This window comes from Streptomyces sp. NBC_00377, from assembly GCF_036075115.1.
In the GTDB taxonomy this organism is placed as follows: Bacteria; Actinomycetota; Actinomycetes; order Streptomycetales; family Streptomycetaceae; genus Streptomyces.
In genome coordinates this window covers 6085363-6109175 of record NZ_CP107958.1, presented here as the reverse complement: position 1 = coordinate 6109175, position 23813 = coordinate 6085363, and the positions used below count along the sequence as shown (strand labels likewise).

Sequence of the window (23813 nt, the reverse complement as noted above, 5' to 3'; positions counted from 1 at the left end):
GCCACCGGTGGACCTGGTGCGTACGCTCAGGTGAGCGTGAGGGTCAGGACGCCGGCGTAGGTGCCCGGAGGCGTGAACGACGGTACGTCGAGCGAGAGTTGCGCGTTGGCGGTGAACTCGCCGCCGGTGGCCGTGCCGTCGGGCGTGGAGGCCAGGGTCGCCCCTGATGCGCCGACCGTGCCCGTCGAACCGGCCTGACAGGTACTCGGGCTGCCCGCCTTGGTGGCGCAGACGGGCGTCCAGCTCAGCTTGCCGGCGTCGATCTTGGCGCCGGGGCCGTTGAAGTCGGTGACCTTGCCGGTCAGGGACCAGCCCGCGGGTCCGCCGCGGAAGTCCTTGACGGTCACGGTCTGGAGGGCGCCGGTCGAGGCCCCGCCCTGACCGAAGTCCACCGCGGACAGCTGGACGGCGTCCCCGGCCTGGGACATCGACAGCGTGCCCGCCCGGACCGTGGTGGTCACCTTCTGGCTGCCCTCGGGTACGGGCTGGTCGTCGATGACGACGTACGCGGCGGGTCCGGCACTCTTCTCCGGGCTCCACGCGCTTCCCTCGTACGCCACGACACCGGTCGTGGTGAGGTCGTTGACGACGAGCGAGCCGGAGATGCCGCCCTGCGCGTCCGCTGTCACGGTCGCCGTGTCCGCGGTCAGGGCGGACCCGGAACGCCCGGCCAGCGTGACGGTCGCGCCCCCGGTGAAGCCGCTGCCGGTGACGACGACGGCCGCGCCCGGACTCCCGGAGGCCGAACCCAGCGAGATGGCGCGGGTGTTGGCCGGCGGGTTGTCGGCGACGACGACCGTCTCCGACACCGGAGCGGGCGGGTTGGTCACCGTGCAGGGGGTGTCCAGCTCCAGGATGTAGCTGGTGTGGATGTTGTAGTCACCGGGCGAGAGGGTGATCGCGCCCGGCGCGGTGACCGTGAAGGTGCCGGTCATGGAGAACGACGGGAAGACGCCCTTGCCGGGCACCGGGTCGTTCTTCTTGGGCCCCGTGACCGTGACCGCGCCGCTCTGCGCGCCGCCGAGGACGATCTTGCCCGTCGGCGTCATGATGTCGGCCGGCAGGGCCAGGTCGGTGGGGTTGCTCGCGGCGGGCGAGACCACCGTGTAGGTGACGGCGACGGTGTCGCCGACCTTGGGACTGGCCTTGTCCACCGTGATCTTCGCGGTGGTCGTGCCGTCGATCGGCGGAAGTCCCGCGATCGCCGGCGGGATGCAGTGCGTGGGGAAGTCCACGTTGACCGCGGCGCCGGCCGGGGCCGCCAGCGCCCCGCCGACCGTGACCGCGAGCGCGGTCGCCCCGAACAGCGACGCCCAGCGCCGTCTTCGGGAACCTCGGGAACTTCCGGAACTTCGGGGTGAACCCATGTTGCCCCCTCCTCCAGGGTGCGGGCGCAGCGGCTCTTCTGCGCCGACAGGGGGCATTGATGTGCGAATCGCACGAGAAGTCAATGGACATCACGCATATAGCTGATGGACCGTCAGTTCTGTGGTGGGGCCGCGGAACTGACGGCCTGTTGGCTCAGTTTCCAACCGCTATCAGCTGAACACGAACGGGCCCGGTGCCTGCGCCGCGGCCGACGTACAGGTGACGGTGATCCCGAAGACGACCATCTTCAGGGAGCCCTTGTAGAAGTCCAGGCTGTCACCGGAGGCCACGGTGCCGTTGAGGGGACCCACCGTGATCGGGGCGCCGGTGGCCATGGCCGGGTTCACGGTGCCGCTGAAGACCCTGGCGGCACCGGTCGAGTTCGCCATCGTGAGCGTGGAACTGATGCTGTTCGCGCCGATCGGGATCGGCGCGGTGATGGCGGTGGAGGACAGGGTGAGGGTGGCGGCCGTGCCCGTCTGGGTGGCCGTGAGGGTGGCTGCGCCGCCTCCGAAGAGACCGCAGTTGGCGGTGACCGTCGCCGTCACCGGGGTGACGGCGACAGCCGAGGGCGCGAGGGCCAGCCCGGTGACCGCGAGGGCCCCTGCCAGCAGTGCCGCACCTGATCCGATTCGCTTGCCTCTCATGGGATCCGCTCCCTTCCCGACTACGGGAATCCATGTGGGGGGTGGATGGACGGGAGATGCCGACGGACCACCGCCCGGGAGGGATGGGTGCGGACACCCTGCCCGGGACGTAAATCTGACGGTCCGTCGGAACTTGCGGTTACATTGATGCGCGAGCGATACGGAAACTGCAAGGTTGAAAACCGGCCTACCTCCGGCCGGCCCGGAGCGGGCCGCCCGCCTCCGCCCCCGGGCCGTCCCGGACCGCTGTCCCCCTCCGGCAAACGGTCGGCTTTCGGCCCCGCGGAAACGGTCGGCCCTCGGCCCTGCCGAGACCGCCGGCCGTCAGCCCGCGGAGACGGTCAGCCGGACGGTCCCGTCCGGGGTGGCGAGCAGCACCGGAGTGCCCGGACCGCCGAGGTCCCTCACGGCGGCCAGATCGGCCTCGGCGGCCGCCTCCGACGCGGTCACCACCGCCGCCGCCTCCAGCGACTGCGCACCCGAGGCCACGGCCATCGCCACGGCCGTCCGCAGCGCGCTCAACCGCAGCGACGGCAGGTCCACCGTCCCCGCGACATACGTACGTCCCGTGTCGTCCCGTACGGCGGCCCCCTCGGGCACACCGTTGCGGGCCCGCGCGGAACGGGCCAGGGTGACGATCTTGCGGTCCTCGGGGTCGAGCGCGTTGCTGTCGGTCATGCCCCGAGCATACGAAGAACCGGCCCGGGCCCGGACCGCGCGGCCACGGGGCGGACTCAGGGGCGGTCGAGCCGCAGCCGCTCGGCCCGCGGCAGACCGGCGACCACCAGGTCGTAGGAGTCCTCGACGAGCTCGCGGACCAGCCGGTCCGGCAGTTCCGCGTCGACCGTCACGGTGTTCCAGTGCCGCTTGTTCATGTGCCACCCGGGGACGATCAGCCCCTCGTGCTCCCCGCGCAGACGCACGGCGTCGTCCGGGTCGCACTTGAGGTTCACCGTCAGGGGCCGCGCGTCCAGGGTCGTCAGGGCGAACAGCTTGCCGCCCACCTTGAAGACCGAGATCTCGGGCCTGAAGGGGAACTCCTCCACCGCCGCGTTGAAGGAAAGGCACAGGCCACGCAGTTCCTGGGGTGTCACTCCCTCACTCCCTCACAGTGCCGGTGGTTCGTCACTCCCCCGCAGTGCCGGTGGTGCGTCGCTCCCGCACCGCTGCGGCCCGTCACTCGGATTTCCCCTCGTCCTGGGGCGCGCCCGCCGGCCCCACCGGGTCGACGGGCTCCACCAGTACCGTGACGATCTTGTTCCGGCGGCCGGCCGCCGCCTCCGCGGTCAGACGCAGCGCGCGCCCGTCCGGCAGGTCGACCACGCTCGACGCCCCGGCGATGGGCACGCGGCCCAGGGCCTTCGCGAGCAGCCCGCCGACGGTCTCCACGTCCTCGTCGTCGTACTCCTCGAGGCCGTACAGCTCGCCGAGGTCGGTGATGTCGAGGCGGGCGGTGACGCGGTGGCGGTCGTCGCCGAGCTCCTCCACGGGCGGGAGCTCACGGTCGTACTCGTCGGTGATCTCCCCGACGATCTCCTCGAGGATGTCCTCGATGGTGACGATGCCCGCCGTGCCGCCGTACTCGTCGATGACGACGGCGACGTGGTTGCGGTCCTGCTGCATCTCCCGCAGCAGGTCGCCGGCGTTCTTCGTGTCGGGGACGAAGGCGGCCGGCCGCATCGCCGTCGACACCAGCTCGCCCTCGGCGTCCCGGCTGATGTGCGTCTTGCGGACCAGGTCCTTCAGATACACGATGCCGACGATGTCGTCCTCGTTCTCCCCGGTCACCGGTATACGGGAGAAACCCGAGCGCAGGGCGAGGGTCAGGGCCTGGCGGATGGTCTTGTACCGCTCGATGACGACGAGGTCGGTCCTCGGGACCATGACCTCGCGCACGAGGGTGTCGCCGAGCTCGAAGACGGAATGCACCATGCGGCGCTCGTCGTCCTCGATCAGCGACTCCTTCTCGGCGAGGTCGACCAGCGCGCGCAGCTCGGCCTCGGAGGCGAAGGGGCCCCGGCGGAAGCCCTTGCCCGGGGTCAGCGCGTTGCCGATGAGGATCAGCAGCGACGGGATCGGGCCCATGATCCGCGCCAGCGGGAGCAGCACGTACGCGGCCGCCGTCGCGGTGTTCAACGGGTGCTGGCGGCCGATGGTGCGCGGCGACACGCCGACGGCGACGTACGAGACGAGGACCATCACGCCGATCGCCGCGAGCAGGGCCGGGGTCGTGCCGTCGATCTGCTGGAGGCAGGCGTAGGTGACCAGCGCGGCGGCCGCCATCTCGCAGGCGACGCGGACCAGCAGCGCCACGTTCAGATAGCGGGTGGGGTCGGCGGCGATCTGCGCGAGCTTGGCGCTGCCCCGCCGGCCGGAACGCACGGCCTCCTCGGCGCGGAAGCTGGAGACGCGCGCGAGGCCCGCCTCCGCGCAGGCGGCGAGCCAGGCGACGACGACCAGGGCGATCGCGCCAGCGACGAGGGTGGGACTCATGAGACGGTCGGAGCCGGGGACGGCCCGGTGAGGCCCTTCTCCGCACGCCAGCCGTCCACGATGGCGGCCTGGAGACCGAACATCTCGGCCTTCTCGTCGGGCTCCTCGTGGTCGTAGCCGAGCAGGTGCAGCACTCCGTGGACGGTGAGCAGGTGCAGCTCCTCGTCCATGGAGTGCTCCGTGGCCGCTTCCTTGCCCTGCCGCTCGGCGACCTCGGGACACAGCACGATGTCGCCGAGGAGGCCCTGCGGGGGCTCGTCGTCGTCCTTCGACGGCGGACGCAGCTCGTCCATCGGGAAGGACATGACGTCCGTCGGCCCCGGCAGGTCCATCCACTGCATGTGCAGCTGCTCCATGGCGTCGGCGTCCACGACGATCACCGAGAGCTCGGAGAGGGGGTGGATGCGCATCCGCGCGAGCGCGTAGCGGGCGATGTCGAGGATCGCCTGCTCGTCGACCTCGGTTCCGGACTCGTTGTTGACGTCGATCGACATGGTGCTGGCTTGTCTACTTCCGCTTGGTGCGGCCGCCCTTGTGGGTGCCGTTCTCCGTACCGTTCTGGCTGTCGTACTGCTCGTACGCGTCGACGATACGGCCGACGAGCTTGTGCCGGACGACGTCCTGCGACGACAGGCGGGAGAAGTGCACGTCGTCGAGGCCCTCCAGGATGTCCTGGACCTGGCGCAGACCGGACTTCGTGCCGTTCGGCAGGTCGACCTGGGTCACGTCACCCGTGATGACGATCTTCGAGTCGAAGCCGAGCCGGGTGAGGAACATCTTCATCTGCTCGGGGCTCGTGTTCTGCGCCTCGTCCAGGATGATGAAGGCGTCATTGAGAGTACGGCCCCTCATGTACGCCAGCGGGGCGACCTCGATCGTGCCCGCCGCCATCAGCTTCGGGATCGAGTCCGGGTCCAGCATGTCGTGCAGGGCGTCGTACAGCGGGCGCAGGTAGGGGTCGATCTTCTCGTAGAGCGTGCCCGGGAGGAATCCGAGCCGCTCCCCCGCCTCGACGGCGGGGCGGGTCAGGATGATGCGGTTGACCTGCTTGGACTGGAGGGCCTGGACCGCCTTGGCCATGGCCAGGTAGGTCTTGCCGGTGCCCGCGGGGCCGATGCCGAAGACGATCGTGTGCTTGTCGATCGCGTCGACGTACCGCTTCTGGTTGAGGGTCTTGGGTCTGATGGTGCGACCGCGCGAGGACAGGATGTTCTGTGTCAGAACCTCGGCCGGGGTCTCCTGGCCGTCACTCGTCCCGTTCTCACTCGCCCGCAGCATGGCGATCGAGCGTTCCACTGCGTCCTCCGTCATCGGCTGCCCGGTGCGGAGCACCAGCATCATCTCGTCGAACAGGCGCTGGACGAGGGCGACTTCCCGTGGGTCGCCGACCGCGCTGATCTCATTGCCCCGGACGTGGATGTCGGCCGCCGGGAAGGCCGTCTCTATCACGCGCAGAAGGGAGTCGCCGGATCCCAGCACGGTCACCATGGGGTGCTGGGCGGGAACGGTGAACTGTGCTCTCGCCTTGCCCTGCGCGGGCGTGTGAGCTGTCGGTGTCTGAGTCATAGGCCGGCCCGAAGGCCTCTACGTCCTCCCGGATACGTCTCGCCTGCCACTAGGTCGTGTCTGACAATCCCTAGGGCGGCCTGGCGATTTCAAGGGTACGCCAGGGGACTGACAACGCCCCAGGGGTTTTGTCATGCGCCGGTGATCACGCCGAGCGGCCGAAACCGATCGTCGGCACGGCTCTGCGCAGCGGCCACGGGGCGGCCTCCTCCGGCGCCGGGAGGAGGGCCGGGAGCAGGCCGTCCAGGAACGCGTACCGGTGCAGGGCCCCGGGGTCCTGGCCCTCGACCGAATGGACCCTGCGCCACCAGGCCGCGATCTCGGACCAGCCGGGGGCGGAGAGCGAGCCGCCGAACTCCTGCACCGAGAGGGCCGCCGTGAGGCCGGCGAAGGCGAGGCGGTCGGCGAGGGGCCAGCCGGCCAGGGTGCCGGTGACGAAGCCGGCCACGAAGACGTCCCCCGCGCCGGTGGGGTCGAGGGCCTCGACGGCGATGGCCGGGACCTCGGCGGACTCGCCGGAGCGCCGGTCCACGGCGTAGGCGCCCTCCGCGCCGAGCGTCACGACCGCGAGCGGTACGTGCTCGGTGAGGGCGTGGGCGGCGGCGCGGGGGCAGGTGGCGCCGGTGTAGCGCATGGCCTCCTGCGCGTTCGGCAGAAACGCCTCGCAGTGGGCCAGGTCGGCGAGGCCGGCCAGGTCCCAGGCACCGGTGTCGTCCCAGCCGACGTCCGCGAAGATGCGGGTGCCGCGAGCGGCGGCCCGTTCGATCCAGGGGGCGCGTCTGCCGGGGGTGAGGGAGGCGACGGCGGCGCGGGCGTGCGGTGGGTGCTCCGGGGCGCTGTCCTGGACCAGTGCGGCCGCCGGCGGCGGTTCGTGGCCGTGGGAGACCATGGTGCGCTCCCCCTCGTAGGCCATCGAGACGGTGACCGGCGAGTGCCAGCCGGGGATCGAGCGCGAGGGGGTGAGGTCGATGCCCTCGCCCTGTTCTAGGGCGTCCCAGCAGTACTCGCCGTAGTGGTCGTCCCCGAAGGCCGCCGCGAGGGAGGTGCGCAGGCCGAGGCGGGCGAGCGCGGTGGCCATGTTGGCGACGCCACCGGGGCTCGAGCCCATTCCGCGGGCCCAGGACTCGGTCCCGCGCACCGGCGCGGAGTCGAGGCCGGTGAAGATGATGTCCAGGAAGACGGTGCCGGTGAGGTAGACGTCCCAGGGGGGATCCTCGGGGCCGCGGCGGGCGGCCAGGGGGTCGACCCGGGCGGCCCGGCAGCTGCGGCCGTCGGTCCGGCCGGTGTTGCCGGTGTGGCGGTGGTGTCCCTCTCCGGTGGACGCGGTGGACGCGGTCACGGTGCGCTCCCTGACGTGGTGCCGATCCGGCCAGTGTGCACCACACCACCGACAACACGCCGTCCGTCACACGCGGGACCGAGCACCTTACCGGTGGGTACGCAGGGGGTGGGCATGCGCACGCACGGCTCCGGCGCCGGTCCCGGGCGCGCCGCGGGTCAGGCGGGCCCCACGGCCGCTGCCTCCCGTCGGGCGTGGCCGGTCCCGCCGCGTGCCCGCGCGTCCGGGCGGGTCCGGGGACGCGGGGCGGCGGGGCAGGTCACCAGCGCGGGACGGCCGGGGTGGTCCAGTCGGGGTCGGCCGCGCGCATCGCCGCGGCGTCGTCACGCTCGCGCAGGGAGCCGTCGTCGTCGAGCCAGCGCCGGTGCAGGAACGCGAGCCTGTCCCGGTCGAGTTCGACGCCCAGGCCGGGCGCGTCCGACACGGTGACCTGGCCGTCGTCGAAGGTGAGGCGCTGCGTGAGGACGTCCTCCGACTGCCAGGGGTAGTGGGAGTCGCAGGCGTGGTGGAGGTCGGGGACGGTGGCCGCCACGTGGGTCATGGCGGCCAGTGAGATGCCCAGGTGGGTGTTGGAGTGCATGGAGATCCCGACGCCGAAGGTCCGGCAGACTGCGGCGAGTTCCCGGGTGTTGCGCAGTCCGCCCCAGTAGTGGTGGTCGGAGAGGACGACCTGGACGGCGTCGCGCGTGAACGCCTCCTTGATCTCGGCGAACGTCGTCACGCACATGTTGGTGGCGAGCGGCACGTCGGTCCCGGCGGCCACCTCGGCCATGGCCGGGGTGCCGAGGGCGGGGTCCTCGAGGTACTCGAGGATGCCGCCGATCTCGTCGGCCACCTTCAGCGAGGTCGCGACGGACCAGGCGCCGTTGGGGTCGAGCCGCAGCGGATGGCCGGGGAACGCCTCGGCCAGCGCCCGCACGGCCGCGATCTCCTCGTCCGGCGGGAAGACACCGCCCTTGAGCTTGAAGGAGGTGAAGCCGTACCGCTCCTTGAAGCGGCGGGCCTGCTCGACGACCCCGGCCGGGTCGAGGGCGGCGCCCCAGTCGTCCTTCTCCGCCGCCACGCCCTCGGGGTGGCCGGCCCACTTGTAGAAGAGGTAGGCGCTGTATTCGACCGTGTCGCGCACCTTGCCGCCGAGCAGCGCGTGCACGGGCAGGCCGAGTGCCTTGCCGAGGGCGTCGAGGCAGGCGACCTCGAAGGCGGAGACGACGGACAGGCGCAGCTTGTCGGCGGTCTGGACCCCGCGCAGGCCGCCGACGTCCACCTTCCCCGAGACCCGGGAGCCGTCGACGGCCACCTCGTCGGCGACGGCGGACAGGGCGTTCAGGTCGCTCACCGGGCGTCCGAGCAGTTTCCCGGCGAAGGGGCGGGCCAGTTCGAGGTACTTGGTGTCGCCGTACGTCTCGCCGACGCCGGTGGTCCCGTCCGCCGTCTCCACCTCCACGATCAGCCGGGGCGTGTACGGCTGGTGCACGCCCTGCGTGTTGAGCAGCGGCGGGTCGGCGACCAGGATCGGGGTGAGGCGGACGTCGGTGATCGTGAGGTTCACAGGGCGGCTCCTACGAGGTCGAGGCCGGCGGCCAGCAGGGTCGCGAGGTCGGCGAGGTCGCCGGGCGAGGGGTCGGTGAGCGGGGCGCGGACCGGGCCGACGGGGCGGCCGCGCAGCCGGGCCGCCGCCTTCACCAGGGAGACGGAGTAGCCGGGTACGCGGTCGCGGAGTTCCACGAAGGGGACGTAGAAGTCGCGCAGCAGCCGGTCGACCGTCTTGTCGCCGTCGTCGCCGTCACGCAGCGCGGTGAAGAAGGCGTTCGCGATCTCGGGGGCGAAGGCGTGGACGGCGGAGGAGTAGGCGGGGACGCCCACGGTGGCGTAGGCGCGGGCCTGGATCTCGGCGGTGGCGGCGCCGTTGAAGAAGAGGAAGCCGTCGGGGGCGGCGAGGGTGAGCCGCTGGAGGCGGTCGAGGTCGCTGTGGCCGTCCTTGAGCCCGATGACGGCCGGGACGGCGGCGATGCGCCGCAGCGAGGCGGCGGTGAAGGTGACCTGGCCGCGCTGGTAGGCGATGAGGGGCAGCCGGGTGCGGGCGGCGAGCTGTTCCAGCTGGGCGACGAGACCGTCCTGCGGGGCGGCCACGAGGTAGTGCGGGAGGACGAGGAGGGCGTCGGCGCCGGCGTCCTGCGCGATACGGGCGAAGCGGGCGGCCTGGGCCCAGCCGTAGCCGACCCCGGCGACGACGGGCAGGCGCCCGCCGGCCTCCTCGACGGTGATCGTCACCACCTGCCGGTACTCGTCCTCGTCGAGGGAGAAGAACTCGCCGGTGCCACAGGCGGGGAAGACGGCCCCGGGTGCGGTGGCGATCTGGGCCGCGACGTGGGCGCGGAAGCCGTCGGGGTCGAGGGAGCCGTCGTCGTGGAAGCTCGTGAGCGGGAACGACAGCACCCCCTGGGCCATGCCGTCCCGCAGGCGCCGGACCGTTTCCCTGTCGAGGCTCACCCTCGTTCATCTCCCTATGTGGATGTCGTCTACGTATGAAGATGGAGATTAGATACGCGAACGCCGAGCGTCAATGGGGCACGCCCCGGGTACGCCCCGGACGGACACCCCGCCGAGCGCCCCGCCTTACGATCGGCACATGTCGGAGACAGGGGGCGTCCGCGAGGTGAAGTCCGCGGCTCGCACGGTCGAGCTGCTGGAACTGCTGGCGGCGCGGGGGGACCGGCCGGCCCGGTTGCAGGAGCTGGCGGACGAGCTGGGCGTGCCGCGCAGCTCGATGTACGCGCTGCTCCAGACCCTGATCGGCCGCGGCTGGGTACGCACCGACGTGACCGGCTCCCTGTACGGCATCGGCATCCACGCCCTGTTGACCGGCACGAGCTATCTCGACTCCGACCCGCGCGTCCGGCTGGTGCGCCCCTGCCTCGACGAGGCGTCCGAGGCGCTGGGCGAGACGATCCACCTGGGGCGGCTGGACGGTCACGGCGTGACCTATCTGGCCACGCGCGAGTCACACGAATACCTGCGCACGATCAGCCGGGTCGGACGGCGGCTTCCGGCGCACGCCGGCGCCCTCGGCAAGGCGCTGCTGGCACAGCGGCCGGACGCCGACATACCCGAGGGGCCGTACGAGGCGCTGACCCGGCACTCCCGCACCAGCCGGCCGGCGCTGCTCGCCGACCTCGCCGACGTGCGGCTGCGCGGGTACTCCGTGGACCGCGAGGAGGCCGTCCTCGGCATCGTCGGGTTCGGGTTCGCGCTGCGCTACGACACCCCCGCCCAGGACGCGATCAGCTGCTCGGTACCGGTGGCCCGGCTGACGCCGGAGCACGAGCAGCGGATCGTCGCGGTGATGCGGGAGACGAGGGCGAAGATCGAGGCGACGGCACCGGGCTTCGGCGGCGCCCCCGACTGGCGTTAGCCGCTTCCGCTACCCGAACTCTCCGACCCCAAACTCATGGTGATCCACATCACCCACCCTGCTCTTCATCGCCAACCGCGTGCTTGATACAAATTGGCCGCGCGTTCCTGTCCGTCGACGGTCGGCGCCCCAACCCTCTTTCCGAGCCGTCCCTTTCGCATGCCCTGGAACGCCCGTGCCCGCCCCTCGCACCACCCTGCCCTGGCCCGTCGTCGCCCTGTTCACGGCCGGGTACCTCGCCCCCTACCTGCTGCCGACCGTGGTCGGCCGACTGGACGCCGGACTGCCGCTGTCCGCCACCGAGGCGGGAGCCGTCGGCAGCGCCCTGCTGCTCGGTTCGGCCGCCGCCGGTTTCCTGCTCGCCTCCCGCGTGGAGCGGATCGGGGCGCGGACGCTCGCCCGGACCGGCCTGACCCTCGCCGTGCTCGGGTACGGCGGCGCCGCCCTCGCCGCAGACGTGAGCGCCGTGGTCACGGGCGCGGTCCTCGGCGGCCTCGGGTCCGGCACGGTCACGACGGTCGCCGCCACCCGGATCGCCGCCCACCCCGACCCCCACCGCGTCTCCACGGCGGGCCTGTTCGGCGTCTCCGCGCTCGCGGGCGCCGTCTATCTGACGGTGCCGCACCTGGGCCCGGGGCACGGCCGGCCGCTGGCCGCGATCGCCCTCACCGCCCTCGCCGTATGGCCGCTGACGGGGCGTCTGCCCGACCGGACGGCACCCGCCCGGGCCCGCCGCGAGGACCGGCCGCGGCTGCCCCGTCCGCGTGCCGGGCTCGTCCTGGCCCTCGCCATGCCCTGCTGGTCGCTGGTCCAGAACTCGCTCTGGGGTGTCAGCGGACGCATCGGCCTGACCCAGGCGCATCTCACCGAGGCCGGCGTCGGCATCGTCTTCGCGGTGGCACTGGGCGCCGGGCTCACGGGCGTGCTGGGCGCCGGGGTGCTCGGTGCGCGGCTCGGGCGGGCGGTGCCGATCGGCGCCGGGACCGTTCTGATCGCCGGCTGTGTGGCCGCCAGCGCCTGTGCGACCGGGCCGGTGAGTTTCGCGGTCGGTGAGATCGCCTGGAACACGCTCTACCCGATCGTGCTGTCGTACTTGATCGGGCTGGCCGCCTCGCTCGACCCGCGGGGCCGCTGGGCGGTACTCGTCGGCTCGGCGTCCTCGCTGGGCACGGCGGCGGGCCCGCTGACCGGGAGCGTCCTGTCGGCGTGGGCAGGGTTCCCGGTGATGGGGCTGGTGCTGGGCGCCGGGCTGCTGGTCGTCGCCGTACCGATGACCGCGGTCGCCCTGCGCACGGGCGGAGGTCCGCCGCTCGCGGGCGGAGTCCTGCGGCGGGGCGGCGCCGCGGAGCCGCAGGTGGTGGAAATCCCCGTGGAGGGCATGGCGCTCCCGCTCCGGGAGGCGTACGGCACGGCCGGGCCCCGGCGGGCGGGCGGCGCACCGGGACCGGGGGCCTGAGACACCGACCGCACAACCAGCAGCCGCGGGACGCGCACGTCGGACGTACGACCGCCGGACGCACACTGTCTCAGACGCGCACCGCCCGACGCGCACCGCCCGACGCCCACCGCCCGACGCCCACCGCCGGACGCGCACCGCCGGACGTGCAGCCGTCAGGCAGCAGCGGCCGGGCCGTGCGGTTTTCGGGCCGTGCGGCCGGCTGGACCGCACGGCGGCCGGTCCGTGCGTCCGGCCGGAGGTCAGAACGTGTAGCTGTCGACCTCCGCGAGGTACCGCGCCCGGCGCTCCTCGTCGTCCTCCAGGAAGGAGGCGACGAAGGAGTTGCGGGCCAGCTCGCGCAGCCGCTCCTCGCCCAGGCCGAGGGCGGCGCCCACCGCGTCGAAGTTGTCGCCGGCGTACCCGCCGAAGTAGGCGGGGTCGTCGGAGTTGACCGTGCACAGGAGCCCGGCGTCGAGCATGGCGGGCAGCGGATGGTCGGCGAGGACGTCGACGGTTCGCAGCCGTACGTTGGACAGCGGGCACAGCGTCAGAGGGATCCGCTCGCGCACCAGCCGCTCGACGAGGGCCGGGTCCTCCATGCACCTGAGCCCGTGGTCGACGCGCTCCACACCCAGCACGTCCAGGGCCTCGGTGATGTACTCCGGCGGGCCCTCCTCACCTGCGTGCGCGACGCGCCGCAGCCCGAGAGCGGCCGCCGCCTCGTACACCTCGCGGAACTTCGCCGGCGGGTGCCCGACCTCGGCGGAGTCCAGCCCCACCCCGGTGATCCGGTCGAGGTGGGGGCGGGCCGCCTCCAGGGTCTCCAGCGCCGACGCGGCGGACTCGTCGCGCAGGAAGCAGAGGATCAGACGGGTCGAGATGCCGTGCGCGGCCTCACTGCCGCCCAGCGCGCGCCACAGCCCGTCCACGACCGTGCCCATGCCGATGCCCCGGGCGAGGTGGGCCTGCGGGTCGAAGAAGATCTCCGCGTGCCGCACGCCCTGCGCGGCGGCCCGGGCGAGGTAGGCGTTCGCCAGGTCCTCGAAGTCCCGCTCGGTGCGCAGGACCGTCATGAGCTCGTAGTACAGGTTCAGGAAGGACTGGAGGTCCTCGAACTGATACGCCTTGCGGAGCTCGTCCGTGTCGGCGTAGGGCAGTGCGACCCCGTTGCGGGCGGCCAGCTCGAAGGCCAGCTCGGGCTCCAGGGTTCCTTCGATGTGCAGGTGCAGTTCAGCTTTGGGGAGGGGCATCAAAGCATCGTACGGCTGCTCCCACTCGGATTTCGCCTTGCCGTGTCTGCGCCGATCACCCCTGCTGACCTGCTTTTCCGCTGGGTGTCCGGGGGCCGTCCACCGGAATGGCGCAGGACCGCCGTTTCGGAACCGGCACCCGCAGAAGGTCGTGCGCCACCGTCAGTTCGCCCTCGAACCCGGCCGCCCGGGCCTGCCGCTCGAACTCCTCCGGCTCGGAGTAGCGCTGGCTGAAGTGGGTGAGGACCAGATGCCGCACCCCGGCGTCCCGGGCCGCCCGGGCGGCCTGACCGGCGGTCAGATGGCCGTGGTCGACGGCGAGTCTCTCGTCCTCGTCGAGGAACGTCGACTCGATGACGAGCAGGTCGGCGCCGTCGGCGAGCGCGTGCACCCCGTCGCACAGCCGGGTGTCCATGACGAACGCGAACCGCTGTCCGCGCCGCACCTCGCTCACCTCGTCCAGCGACACCCCGCCGACGGAGCCCTCGCGCTGGATCCGGCCGACGTCGGGCCCCTCGATGCCGTGCGCGGCCAGCCGCTCGGGCAGCATGCGGCGGCCGTCGGGCTCGACGATCCGGTAGCCGTAGGACTCGACGGGATGCGAGAGTCGGGCGGTTTCGAGCCGGTAGGACGCCGTGGTGGCGAGGACCCCGTCCGCGTCGACCGGCGCCTCGGTGATGCCGACGGTCTCGCGGTAGGCGGTGGAATGGCGCAGCCGGTCGAAGAAGCGCTGGCCGGAGCGCGGGAAGTGCGCGGTGACGGGATGCGGGACCTGGTCCAGGTTGATGCGCTGGATGACGCCGGCGAGCCCGAGGGAGTGATCGCCGTGGAAGTGCGTGACGCAGATCCGGTCGAGGTCGTGCGCGGCCACCCCGGCACGCAGCATCTGGCGCTGGGTGCCCTCCCCCGGGTCGAAGAGGATGCCCTGGCCGTCCCAGCGCAGGAGGTAGCCGTTGTGGTTGCGGTGCCGGGTCGGGACCTGGCTCGCGGTGCCGAGGACGACCAGTTCGCGTACGGACATGCCGGCCTATCCGGGGGGCCAGTGCAGCCCGCGGCCGCCGACGACGTGCGCGTGGGCGTGCCAGACGGTCTGGCCGGCGCCGGCACCGGTGTTGAAGACGGTGCGGTAGCTCTCCAGCTTGTCGATCTCGGCGACCTCGCGGGTCTCGCGCAGCACGTCGGCCGCGAGTTCCGGCGCTTCGGCGGCGAGGGCGGCGGCGTCCCGGTAGTGCGCCTTCGGGATCACCAGGACGTGGGTGGGCGCCTGGGGGTTGATGTCCCGGAAGGCGATGGTCGTCTCGGTCTCCCGCACGATCGTCGCCGGGACGGCCCCCGCGACGATCTTGCAGAACAGACAGTCGTCCTGTGCTTCCCCTGCCATGCGGTTCTCCTTCTGGCTGGTGATCTCCTGCGGGGCATCGTAACCGGGGGGCGGCGACGGCACGGTCCACCTTCCACCATGCCGGGCCGGGAGCCCTCCGGTGGGGATCCGGCCCGGTCAGGGCAGGACGGGCGGTACCTTCGCCGGGGTCTCCTCCAGCGCGGCCAGCGCCAGCGACACCGCCTCGTCCAACTGGACGTCCCGCCCGGCCGCGTAGTCCTGGGGCCGGGTGACGACCTCGACGTCGGGATCGACACCGTGGTTCTCGACACCCCACTCGTACCCCTCCAGCCAGAAGGCGTACTTGGGCTGGGTGACGAGCGTCCCGTCGACCAGCCGGTAGCGGCTGTCGATCCCGATCGTCCCGCCCCACGTGCGCGTGCCGACCACCGGTCCGATCCCGAGCGCCTTGATCGCCGCGTTCACGATGTCGCCGTCGGACCCGGAGAACTCGTTGGCGACGGCGACGACGGGCCCCCGGGGCGCGTCCTCCGGATAGCTGGACGCCCGCATTCCGCGCGGCAGGTCCCAGCCGACGATGCGCCGGGCGAGCTTCTCGACGACCAGTTGGGAGGTGTGCCCGCCCCGGTTCTCCCGGACGTCCACGACCAGTCCCTCCCGGGCGACCTCCACCCGCAGGTCACGGTGGATCTGGGCCCAGCCGGGCGCCTGCATGTCGGGCACGTGCAGATACCCCAGGCGGCCGCCGGACGCCTCGTGCACGTAGGCCCGCCGGTCCGACACCCACGCGTGGTAGCGCAGGGCCTCCTCGTCCGCGACGGGGACGACGACGGCGTGCCGCGGTTCGCCCCCGCCGGACGGCGAGATCGTCAGCTCCACGACCCTGCCCGCGGTGCCGACGAGCAGCGGGCCGGGACCGGTGACCGCGTCCACCTGCTGCCCGCCGACGGCGACGATCGCGTCACCGGCGCGCACCGCGACTCCGGGTGCGGCGAGCGGGGAGCGGGCGTCGGGGTCGGAGGTCTCCGAGGGCAGGATCCGGTCGATGCGCCAACTGCCGTCGGCGTGACGGGAGATGTCCGCGCCCAGCAGCCCCTGCCGGGCGCCGCCGCGACCGCCGCGCGGTGAGACGTAGGCGTGGGAGGTGCCGAGTTCGCCGTGCACCTCCCACAGCAGGTCGACGAGGTCGTCGTGGGTCGCGACCCGCTCCAGCACGGGCCGGTAGCGGTCGAGGACGCCGTCCCAGTCGACCCCGCCGAGGTCGGGCCGCCAGAAGTTGTCCCGCATGATCCGGCCGGTCTCGTCGTACATCTGCCGCCACTCGGCGGCCGGGTCGACGCTGCGGCGGATCCGGCCGAGGTCGACGGTGATGTTGCCGTCGCTGTCCTCGTCGCCGGAGGCGCGCCGGTCGCTGGGTACGACCTTGAGTTTGCCGTCGGTCCACAGCAGCAGCCGCTTGCCGTCGCCGCTGACCTCGTAGCCGTCGGCGTCGGCGGCGAGGTGCTCCAGGCGCTGCTGGGCGAGGTCGTAGCGCTCCAGTTCGGTGTGCGGATCGGGGTCGTCCGGGGTGGCACGGGAGGCGCCGAGGACTCCGCGCACGGGGTGCCGCAGCCACAGCACGCCGTCCTTCGCCGCCGCGAGGCCGGAGTACCGGCCGGCCTCCACCGGGAAGGGGACTATCCGGTCGGCGAGGCCTTCGAGGTCGATACGGGTGGTCGGGGTGCCCTCGCTGTCGGGCGTCTCGTCCTTGTCGGGGGCCTCGAAGGGCTTGCCGTGCCGCTGCGGGCCGAAGGGGGACGGAGTCGTCGCCGCCAGGGTGATCAGGTGCGGGCGGGCGCCGGCCACGAAGGAGAGGTCGAAGACGTGCTCGTCGTAGACCGGGTCGAAGGCGCGCGTGGAGAGGAACGCGAGGTGCTTGCCGTCGAGGGTGAAGGCGGGCGCGTAGTCCCGGAAGCGCAGCGGGGTCGCGTCGGTGACCGACAGGTCGGTGACGTTGGCGAGCCTGAGCTGGCTGAGCGGGCGCGGCCCGGGGTGCGACCAGGCCAGCCACGCCGAGTCGGGCGAGAAGACCAGGTCGGACACCTCGCCGTCGCCGCTGCTGTCGACCTCGCGGACCTCGCCGGTCTCCCGCTCGACGAGGAGCAGCCGTCCGTCGTGCGCGGCGACGGCGGCCCGGCTGCCGTCGGGCGCCATGGCGAGCTCCAGGACCCGTCCGAGCCGTCCGCCGGCGAGCCGGCGCGGGGTGGCGCCGAGGGCCTGGCCGGTGGCCGGGGCGAACTCCAGGGCGTCCTCCCCCTCCGCGTCCGTCACCCACACGACCCACTCCTCGCCCTCCGTGCGGAAGGTGCGCGGCAGCCGGGCCCGGACGCCGGGTTCGGCGGCGAGCGCGCGGGCGGGTCCGCCGCGGTGGGTCACCCAGTGCACGGCTCCGCGTACCTCGACGGCGCTGCCGCGCGCGGTGTGGTCGGGCGCCGCCGCGCCCAGCCACCGGGAGGCGGCCACGGGGTAGGGGCGGCGGTCGGTGCGCTGTCCGCCGAGGCGGACGTCGAGTCGGCGCGGTTCGGCCCCGTCGAGGTCGTCGAGCAGCCACAGCTCGCCGGCGGACATGTACACGATCCGGGTGCCGTCACCGGCGGCGTGCCGGGCGTAGAAGCCTTCGAGCGGGGTGTGCCTGCGCAGGTCGGACCCGTCGGCGAGGGAGGAGTACAGGGCCCCGGTGCCCTCGTGGTCGGACAGGAAGGCGAGACGCTCCCCCGCCCACACCGGGTACTCGAGGTTGCCGTCCAGGTCCTCGTGCAGCCGGACGAACTCGCCGTCGCCCTCGCGGTCGATCCACAACTTGCCTGCCGTGCCGCCCCGGTAGCGCTTCCAGTGCGCCGCCTCACGGCCCATCGGCGCGGACAGCACGACGGTGTGCGGGCCGTGGGCGACCGTGCCGACCGGCCCGTACGGCAGGGTCGTCGCGGGTCCGCCGTCCACGGGGACGGCGCGGGCCCAACTGCGGCGCAGGGTCGCCTGGTCGTGGGTGCTGACGGCGAGGACCTGGCCGTCCGGGGTCCAGCCGCGCACCCGGGTCTGCCCGTTGCCCCAGTACGTCAGCCGGGTCGACGGCCCACCGTCGACGGGGGCGATGTGCACCTCGGGGGCGCCGTCCCGGGTGGAGGTCCAGGCGACGGTGGTGCCGTCGGGCGAGATGCGCGGCAGGGTGACGGGCACGTTGTCGGCGCTGACACGCCAGGCGCGGCCGCCGTCGAGGGGAGCCAGCCACACGTCGTCCTCGGCGGTGAAGGTCACCGACTCGCCGTGCAGATGGGGGTATCGGAGGTACGCGGCAGGCGTCGCGGGCTGTGTCACCGGATCACTGTATGCATCGGCGGCACCGCAGGTCAGGGGTTTCCCTCACTTCCCTGCACCGCCCCCGCCGCCGCCCACGGTCTCGGTGACGGTGACCGTCACGGTGACCGTCGGCCGGGCGCCGGGCCGGGCGGATCCGGACGGGGCGACCGGCGACGGTGTCGCGGACCTGCAATCACCCAGCCCGCTCACCCGGAACAACTGCTTCCTGCCGACCACGGCGGTGAGATCCCCCCGGACACAGGCCCCGTCGACCGCCCGCGCGACCTGGCCCTCGACCGTGATGTCCCGCCCGTCGCCGGTCTTCCCCCGGCAGTCCACGGAGGCGACCGCGCCCGCCTTCTGCTGGTCCTTGTACTGGGCCGTGCAGGTCAGCCAGCGCACGTTCACGTCCCGGCGCTGCATCTCAGCCGTCGCGGCCGAGTCGGTGGTGTACGCCACGGACATGGTGCTCAACCCGCCGGGCTCGCACGCCACGATGCCGATCGCCGCGACGGCCACCCCCGGGAGAAGCCACCAACGCCTCAATGCCCCCATGCACGGCAGCGTGCCACTCGGGCGGGCGGCGCGGTAGCCCGTTTGCGGTCACATTCCGCGTGAGCTCTACCGTGGGAGGCATGGGAGACGCACGCCGCCGCAGAACCCTCGTCGTCGACGAGTCGACCACCTACGGGTGGACGGTGCGCCACCGGCACGGGGACGGCGGGCCGTGCCGGGAGATCCTCACCCTGCACCGGGGCGGCATGCGCACCCGCATCGTGTTCCGGGAGGGGGAGGGGCGTTACTCGGGCAGCAGCGGATACGGGCACAGCGGCGGCGTCGGCGACCGCGACCATCACCTCAACCTCCACCTGCCCGGTGTGGTGCGCGCCTTCGTGGACGAGGCCGACAGGCGGGGACTGCTCCCCCTGGACGGGGAGTTGGACGGCTGGGAGCTGTTCACCGCCGTCGCGCTCAGCCGAGCAGCAGCAGCCACTCCTGAAGTTCCACCAGATTGCCCTCCGGGTCCTTGAGGTGCGCGACGCGCATCCGGTCGGTCATCGGGGCGGGGCCGTGGATCAGGGTGGCGCCGCGGGCGGTGATCCGTGCACAGGTGGCGTCCAGGTCGTCGACGCGCAGGGCCACCAGGGAGCGGTGGCCGTTCGCCGTGTCGCCCAGTTCGCCGAGCACCCGCGTCATCATCGCGCGGTCCTGGATGGCGATCCCGGTGGAGCCGGTCGCGGCGGAGAACTTCTCGTACGGTCCCTGCTCCGCCCCCGACTGCGGCTTGAGCCCGAGGACGTCGGCGTAGAAGCGGTAGCAGGCGGCGAAGTCCGTGACCAGCAGCCTTATCTGGGCGAATTCCACAATGTCCTCCAAGAGGGCGGGCCGACGGGGTCAGGACCAGCGGCCGGTCCTGCCCAGGATCAGGGACACGGCCGCCGTACCGGCGGTCGAGGTGCGCAGGACGCTCCGTCCGAGCCGGTACGCCTTCGCGCCCGCTTCCTCGAAGAGCGCCAACTCGTCCGGGGAGACGCCCCCTTCGGGTCCCACGACGAGCACGATCTCACCCCGGGCCGGGAGTTCGGCGGTGGCGAGGGGCGCGCTGCCGTAGTCGCGGTCCTCGTGCAGGACGGCGGCGAAGTCGGCGCGCGCGAGCAGCGCCGCCACCTGCCGGGACGTCGAGGCGTCGGCGATCTCGGGGAAGCGTACCCGGCGGGACTGCTTGCCGGCCTCGCGGGCGGTGGCCCGCCACTTGGCGAGCGCCTTCGCGCCGCGCTCGCCCTTCCACTGGGTGATGCAGCGCGAGGCGGCCCACGGCACGATCGCGTCGACGCCGGTCTCGGTCATCGTCTCGACGGCCAGTTCGCCGCGGTCGCCCTTGGGCAGTGCCTGGACGACGGTGATCCGGGGCGACTCGGCAGGCTCCTCGGTCACCTCTCCCAGGCTCACCACCAGCCGGTCCTTGCCCTCGGCGGCGACGACCTCACCCCGGGCCCAGCGTCCGGCGCCGTCGGTGAGGACGACCTCCTCGCCGGCCCGCAGCCGCTTCACGGAGACGGCGTGCCGGCCCTCGGGCCCGTCGAGCACGCAGGTGGAGGAGGCCGGGAGTGCGTCGACGACGAAGACGGGCGCGGTCACGAGAGGCCGCCGGAACCAGCCGGGAACTCTGACAACGCTGTCCGCGCCGCGGCGAGTTCGGACACCAGGACCTCCACCAGCCGGCCGGCCGGCAGCTCGCGGGCCAGCCGGTGGCCCTGTCCCGCCCAGAGCGCCATGCCCTGCGCGTCGCCCGCCTGGGCTGCCGCCTTGCGCAGCGGCGCCGTCAGGTGGTGGACCTCCGGGTACGCGGCGGGCGCGTACGGGCCGTGCTCGCGCAGGAACCGGTTGACCAGGCCGCGGGCGGGGCGGCCGGAGAAAGCGCGGGTCAGTTCGGTGCGCACGAAGAGGGGGTTGGTCAGCGCCTGCTTGTGCACGGCGTGCGCGCCGGACTCGGCCGCGGCGAGGAACGCGGTCCCCAGCTGGGCCGCGCTCGCACCGGCCGCGAGGACCGCGGCGATCTGGCTGCCGCGCATCAGCCCGCCCGTGGCGACGACCGGCAGGTTCACGGACTCGCGGACCTGGGCGATCAGCGCGAGCAGTCCGATCCCGGAGCCGTCGGCCTCGGGGTTGTCCCGGTGGGTGCCCTGGTGCCCGCCGGCCTCCACGCCCTGCACGATCACCGCGTCCGCGCCGGCCCGCTGCACCGCGAGGGCCTCCTCGGTGGTGGTCGCCGTGACCAGGGTGAACGTTCCCGCGCGCCGCAGGGAGTCCAGCACCTCGCCGCTCGGGACGCCGAAGTGGAACGACACCACCGGCACCGGGTTGTCGAGCAGCACCGCGAGCTTGGCGTCGTAACCGTCGTCACGGCCACTGTCGGGGTCGCCGAGTTCGGTCTCGTACCAGGCGGCCTCCCCGGCCAGCTGGTGGGCGTAGACCTCGACGGCACCGGCGGCGGGGAGGGCGGCGGCCGCTCCGGTGGAGCCGGCGCCCGCGCCGGAGTGCTCCGGCTGCGGCATGAAGAGGTTCACGCCGAAGGGGCGGCCGGTGAGGCTCCGCAGCTGCTTGATCTCCTGGTACAGACCGTCGGCCGTCTTGTACCCGGCGGCCAGGAACCCGAGCCCGCCGGCCTCGCACACGGCGGCCGCCAGCCGCGGGAGGGAGACACCGCCCGCCATGGGGGCCTGCACGATCGGATGCGGGAAGAGATCGGTCAGTGCGGAGGACATGACGGCATGTTGTCACGTCCTCCGAACAAGTCCGAATCGACCCTTCCCCTTGGCGCCGGGTGTCCTGTGCCGACGCTGCCGGCCTGCCCGGCGCTTGCGGACAAGGCCCTTCCGGGGCCGGAACGAGGGTCGCGTGACGCGGCCCCCGGGACGGGAGGGGGACAGGGCGGCGGGGACGAAAAGGCCCCCGCGCATCCACCGTCACCGCCCGTTGAACGCGTCCTTCAGCCGGGAGAACAGCCCCTGCTGCCCGGGCTGGAACTGCCCGGTGGGCCGCTCCTCGCCGCGCAGCTTGGCCAGCTCCCGCAGCACCCGCTCCTGCTCGGGATCGAGTTTGCTCGGCGTCTGGACCTCGACATGCACGATGAGGTCGCCACGCCCCCCGCCCCGCAGATGCGTGACGCCCCGGCCGTGCAGCGGGATCGACTGGCCGGACTGGGTGCCGGGCCGGATGTCGACCTCTTCCAGCCCGTCGAGGGTCTCCAGCGGCACCTTGGTGCCGAGGGCGGCCGCGGTCATCGGCAGCGTCACCGTGCAGTGCAGATCGTCGCCGCGCCGCTGGAACATGTTGTGCGGCAGCTCGTGGATCTCGACGTACAGGTCGCCGGCGGGGCCGCCGCCGGGGCCGACCTCGCCCTCGCCCGCGAGCTGGATCCGGGTGCCGTTGTCGACACCGGCCGGGATCTTCACGGTCAGTGTGCGACGCGAGCGCACCCGTCCGTCGCCCGCGCACTCCGGGCACGGGGTGGGCACCACGGTGCCGAAGCCCTGGCACTGCGGGCACGGCCGCGAGGTCATGACCTGCCCCAGGAAGGACCGCGTCACCTGCGACACCTCGCCGCGGCCGCGGCACATGTCACACGTCTGGGCCGTGGTGCCGGGGGCGGCGCCCTCGCCGCTGCACGTGGAGCAGACGATCGCCGTGTCGACCTGGAGGTCCTTGGTCGTGCCGAAGGCCGCCTCCTCGAGGTCGATCTCCAGCCGGATCATCGCGTCCTGGCCGCGCCGGGTGCGCGAGCGCGGGCCGCGCTGCGACGCCGTGCCGAAGAACGCGTCCATGATGTCGGAGAAGTTGCCGAAGCCACCGGCTCCGAAGCCGCCCGCACCGGCGCCGCCCGACTGCGACAGCGGGTCGCCGCCGAGGTCGTAGACCTGCTTCTTCTGCGGATCCGACAACACCTCGTAAGCGGCGTTGATCTCCTTGAACCGCTCCTGGGTCTTCGGATCGGGGTTGACGTCCGGGTGCAGCTCGCGTGCGAGCCGCCGGAAGGCCTTCTTGATCTCTTCCTGCGACGCATCACGGCGCACGCCGAGAACGGCGTAGTAGTCCGTGGCCACTTACGACTCCGCCAGGATCTGTCCGACGTACCGTGCCACCGCTCGTACCGCTCCCATCGTTCCCGGGTAATCCATGCGGGTCGGTCCGACCACGCCCAGCTTGGCGAGTGCTTCGCCGCCCGAACCGTAGCCGACCGACACCACGGAAGTGGAGTTGAGTCCCTCATAGGCGTTCTCGTGACCGATGCGTACGGTCATGCCCGAATCCCCCGCCTCGCCGAGGAGTTTGAGGAGCACGACCTGCTCCTCCAGTGCCTCCAGGACGGGCCGGATGGTGAGGGGAAAGTCATGTCCGAAGCGGGTGAGATTGGCGGTACCGCCGATCATCAGCCGCTCCTCGTTCTCCTCGACGAGCGTCTCCAGCAGGGTGGAGAGCACCGTCGTGACCGTGCCTCGGTCCTCGGCCTCGAAGGCGTCCGGCAGATCTTCCACCAGATGCGGCACGTCCGCGAACCGGCGGCCCGCGACCCGGCTGTTGAGCCGCGCGCGCAGATCCGCCAGCGAGGCCTCCCCGAAGGGTGCCGGGCAGTCCACCATCCGCTGCTCGACCCGCCCGGTGTCCGTGATCAGCACGAGCATCAGGCGCGCGGGGGCGAGCGAGAGAAGCTCCACGTGCCGCACGGTCGAACGGGTCAGGGACGGGTACTGCACGACGGCGACCTGCCGGGTGAGCTGCGCGAGCAGCCGTACGGTACGGGCCACCACGTCGTCGAGGTCGACGGCGCCGTCGAGGAAGTTCTGGATGGCCCGCCGCTCGGGACCGGTCATCGGTTTGACGCCGGCCAGCTTGTCGACGAACAGCCGGTAGCCCTTGTCGGTGGGGATCCGCCCGGCACTGGTGTGCGGCTGGGCGATGTACCCCTCGTCCTCCAGGGCGGCCATGTCGTTGCGGACCGTCGCCGGGGAGACACCGAGGCTGTGACGCTCGGTGAGCGCCTTCGACCCCACGGGTTCCTCGGTACCGACGTAGTCCTGGACGATGGCGCGCAGCACCTGGAGCCTGCGTTCACTCAGCATC

The 23813-nt window shown here is 72.7% G+C and carries 22 protein-coding genes and 1 pseudogene; 3 read left to right on the top strand and 20 right to left on the bottom strand.

What is annotated here, in order from left to right; all coding sequences use genetic code 11:
• Positions 1–26: 26 nt before the first annotated feature.
• The 10 genes from OHS71_RS27165 to OHS71_RS27120 form a co-directional block, all read right to left on the bottom strand.
• A complete protein-coding gene (locus OHS71_RS27165) occupies positions 27–1367 on the bottom strand; it encodes a beta-xylosidase (RefSeq protein ID WP_328481946.1) in 1341 nt (446 codons plus the stop codon).
• A gap of 171 nt (positions 1368–1538) precedes the next feature.
• A complete protein-coding gene (locus OHS71_RS27160) occupies positions 1539–2015 on the bottom strand; it encodes a hypothetical protein (RefSeq protein WP_328481945.1) in 477 nt (158 codons plus the stop codon).
• 324 nt (positions 2016–2339) lie between these two features.
• Positions 2340–2693 (bottom strand): cytidine deaminase, encoded by a 354-nt coding sequence (locus tag OHS71_RS27155; RefSeq protein WP_328481944.1) that lies wholly within the window; start codon positions 2691–2693, stop codon positions 2340–2342.
• 56 nt (positions 2694–2749) lie between these two features.
• Positions 2750–3109: an MmcQ/YjbR family DNA-binding protein gene (locus OHS71_RS27150; RefSeq protein ID WP_328481943.1), complete on the bottom strand. Its 360-nt coding sequence runs from the start codon at positions 3107–3109 to the stop codon at positions 2750–2752.
• A gap of 82 nt (positions 3110–3191) precedes the next feature.
• Entirely contained in the window at positions 3192–4508 is a 1317-nt protein-coding gene (locus OHS71_RS27145) for a hemolysin family protein (RefSeq protein WP_328481942.1), read from the bottom strand.
• Positions 4505–5002, bottom strand: a complete 498-nt coding sequence (ybeY, locus tag OHS71_RS27140) for an rRNA maturation RNase YbeY (RefSeq protein WP_328481941.1) — start codon at positions 5000–5002, stop codon at positions 4505–4507. The genes OHS71_RS27145 and ybeY overlap by 4 nt, the downstream gene beginning before the upstream one ends.
• Positions 5003–5015: 13 nt before the next feature.
• Entirely contained in the window at positions 5016–6074 is a 1059-nt protein-coding gene (locus tag OHS71_RS27135) for a PhoH family protein (RefSeq protein ID WP_328481940.1), read from the bottom strand.
• 145 nt (positions 6075–6219) lie between these two features.
• Positions 6220–7413, bottom strand: a complete 1194-nt coding sequence (locus tag OHS71_RS27130; protein WP_328481939.1) for a carbohydrate kinase family protein — start codon at positions 7411–7413, stop codon at positions 6220–6222.
• Between the two features lie 259 nt (positions 7414–7672).
• Positions 7673–8962 (bottom strand): glucarate dehydratase family protein, encoded by a 1290-nt coding sequence (locus tag OHS71_RS27125; RefSeq protein ID WP_328481938.1) that lies wholly within the window; start codon positions 8960–8962, stop codon positions 7673–7675.
• On the bottom strand, positions 8959–9903 hold the full coding sequence (locus OHS71_RS27120; RefSeq protein ID WP_328481937.1) for a 5-dehydro-4-deoxyglucarate dehydratase: 945 nt from the start codon (positions 9901–9903) through the stop codon (positions 8959–8961). The genes OHS71_RS27125 and OHS71_RS27120 overlap by 4 nt, the downstream gene beginning before the upstream one ends.
• A 139-nt stretch (positions 9904–10042) precedes the next feature.
• Between OHS71_RS27120 and OHS71_RS27115 the strand changes: the two genes are divergently transcribed.
• Positions 10043–10825 carry an IclR family transcriptional regulator gene (locus tag OHS71_RS27115; protein WP_328481936.1) on the top strand — a complete coding sequence of 261 codons (783 nt, stop codon included), beginning with the start codon at positions 10043–10045 and terminating at the stop codon, positions 10823–10825.
• Between the two features lie 175 nt (positions 10826–11000).
• Entirely contained in the window at positions 11001–12281 is a 1281-nt protein-coding gene (locus OHS71_RS27110; RefSeq protein ID WP_328481935.1) for an MFS transporter, read from the top strand.
• A gap of 242 nt (positions 12282–12523) precedes the next feature.
• Here the strand turns inward: OHS71_RS27110 and OHS71_RS27105 are convergent, their stop codons facing one another.
• The 5 genes and pseudogenes from OHS71_RS27105 to OHS71_RS27085 all read right to left on the bottom strand — a co-directional run bounded on the left by OHS71_RS27105 (position 12524) and on the right by OHS71_RS27085 (position 18746).
• Complete coding sequence (locus OHS71_RS27105) at positions 12524–13513, bottom strand: adenosine deaminase (RefSeq protein ID WP_328481934.1); 990 nt, start codon at positions 13511–13513, stop codon at positions 12524–12526.
• 118 nt (positions 13514–13631) lie between these two features.
• Positions 13632–14534: pseudogene (locus tag OHS71_RS27100) on the bottom strand (ribonuclease Z); the annotation flags it as partial.
• Positions 14535–14540: 6 nt separating this feature from the next.
• Positions 14541–14894, bottom strand: coding sequence for an HIT domain-containing protein (locus tag OHS71_RS27095; RefSeq protein ID WP_328481933.1), 354 nt, complete (start codon positions 14892–14894; stop codon positions 14541–14543).
• 117 nt (positions 14895–15011) lie between these two features.
• The gene (locus tag OHS71_RS27090; protein ID WP_328481932.1) at positions 15012–18209 is read right to left on the bottom strand and encodes a S41 family peptidase; all 3198 of its coding nucleotides are present in this window, start codon (positions 18207–18209) and stop codon (positions 15012–15014) included.
• 45 nt (positions 18210–18254) lie between these two features.
• Positions 18255–18746, bottom strand: coding sequence for a hypothetical protein (locus tag OHS71_RS27085; protein ID WP_328481931.1), 492 nt, complete (start codon positions 18744–18746; stop codon positions 18255–18257).
• Between the two features lie 80 nt (positions 18747–18826).
• On the opposite strand from OHS71_RS27085, the gene OHS71_RS27080 reads away from it, so the two are divergent.
• Positions 18827–19222, top strand: coding sequence for a hypothetical protein (locus tag OHS71_RS27080; protein WP_328481930.1), 396 nt, complete (start codon positions 18827–18829; stop codon positions 19220–19222).
• Here OHS71_RS27080 and OHS71_RS27075 read toward each other — a convergent pair.
• The 5 genes from OHS71_RS27075 to hrcA all read right to left on the bottom strand — a co-directional run bounded on the left by OHS71_RS27075 (position 19164) and on the right by hrcA (position 23812).
• Positions 19164–19556, bottom strand: a complete 393-nt coding sequence (locus OHS71_RS27075) for a VOC family protein (protein WP_328481929.1) — start codon at positions 19554–19556, stop codon at positions 19164–19166. The two genes, OHS71_RS27080 and OHS71_RS27075, sit on opposite strands and share 59 nt — an antisense overlap.
• 30 nt (positions 19557–19586) lie before the next feature.
• Positions 19587–20330 carry a 16S rRNA (uracil(1498)-N(3))-methyltransferase gene (locus tag OHS71_RS27070; protein WP_328481928.1) on the bottom strand — a complete coding sequence of 248 codons (744 nt, stop codon included), beginning with the start codon at positions 20328–20330 and terminating at the stop codon, positions 19587–19589.
• The gene (locus OHS71_RS27065) at positions 20327–21457 is read right to left on the bottom strand and encodes a nitronate monooxygenase (RefSeq protein WP_328481927.1); all 1131 of its coding nucleotides are present in this window, start codon (positions 21455–21457) and stop codon (positions 20327–20329) included. Before OHS71_RS27065 ends, OHS71_RS27070 begins: the two co-directional genes overlap by 4 nt.
• Before the next feature lie 201 nt (positions 21458–21658).
• On the bottom strand, positions 21659–22795 hold the full coding sequence (gene dnaJ / locus OHS71_RS27060; protein ID WP_328481926.1) for a molecular chaperone DnaJ: 1137 nt from the start codon (positions 22793–22795) through the stop codon (positions 21659–21661).
• A complete protein-coding gene (gene hrcA, locus OHS71_RS27055; RefSeq protein ID WP_328481925.1) occupies positions 22796–23812 on the bottom strand; it encodes a heat-inducible transcriptional repressor HrcA in 1017 nt (338 codons plus the stop codon). It lies immediately after the preceding gene.
• Position 23813 lies beyond the last annotated feature (1 nt).